At 68.2% G+C, this 1029-nt stretch carries 1 protein-coding gene; it reads left to right on the top strand.

Features of this window, described 5'->3' with window-relative positions; genetic code table 11:
* Window positions 1-15 precede the first annotated feature (15 nt).
* A partial coding sequence (locus EOA60_RS34535) for a methylmalonyl-CoA mutase family protein (RefSeq protein ID WP_245502701.1) occupies window positions 16-1029 on the top strand: 1014 nt, incomplete at its 3' end.

The raw sequence follows: 1029 nt of genomic DNA, 5'->3' as shown, positions 1-1029 counted from the left end.
GTCGCGCCCTCAGCGATGTCCTGCAGCGCCCAGGCGCTGCAGGACATCGCTGAGGGCGCGACCGGCCTGTCGCTGGTTTTCGAGGGTGCGCCGAATGCCTTCGGCTTTGGCCTGCCGAGAACCGCGGAGGCGCTGGAAACGGTGCTCGACGGCGTGCCGCTCAACCGGGTCCAGGTGCGCATCGATGCGCATCCGTGGAGCCGCGCCGTGGCGGATTGGCTGCTCGCCTTCCTGACCCGGCGCCGCTCCGATCCGGCGAAGCTCAACCTTTCCTTCGGCATCGACCCGGCGGCGATCTTCGCCGGCACCGGACGGCTGCGCACCTCGATCGAGGCGCTGCAGGAGTCAATGCCGCAATCGCTGGCGCATTTCTTCTCGATGGGCGTGCCCGGCGTGCTGCTCGAAGCGGACGGCCGCGTCTTCCACAATGCCGGCGCCACCGAGGCGCAGGAGCTCGGCACGATGATGGCTTCCGCCGTGTCCTATCTCAGGATGTTCGAGAAGGCGCGCCAGCCGCTGGTCTATGCCGCGCCCTATATCGGCTTTGCCCTCAGCGTCGACCAGGACCAGTTCCTGTCGATGGCCAAGGTGCGGGCGTTGCGCAAGCTCTGGGCGCGGATCCAGGAAGCCTGCTCGATCCCGGCCTCGACGGCGAACGTCCACGCCGAGACCTCCTATCGCATGATGGCGATGGCGGATCCGGAAACCAACATCCTGCGCACCGCGATTGCCGCTTTTGCCGCGGCGACCGGCGGCGCTGATTCCGTCTCGATCCTGCCGCACACCATCGCGCATGGACTGCCGGCCGGTTTGGCGCGCCGCGTCGCCCGCAACGCGCAGCTGATCCTGGCGCATGAGAGCCATCTCCATCACGTGGCCGATCCGGCCAGCGGCTCCGGAGCGGTCGAGGCGCTGACCGACGGTCTTTGCGCGGCGGCTTGGGAAGAATTCCAGCGCATCGAGGCCGAGGGCGGCGTGCTCAACAGCCTGCAGCAGGGCTATATCCAGAACCGTGTGCAGACGGCCGCC

This window comes from Mesorhizobium sp. M1A.F.Ca.IN.020.06.1.1 (assembly GCF_004023265.1).
GTDB lineage: Bacteria > Pseudomonadota > Alphaproteobacteria > Rhizobiales > Rhizobiaceae > Mesorhizobium.
This window is presented reverse-complemented; position numbering and strand designations above follow the sequence as displayed.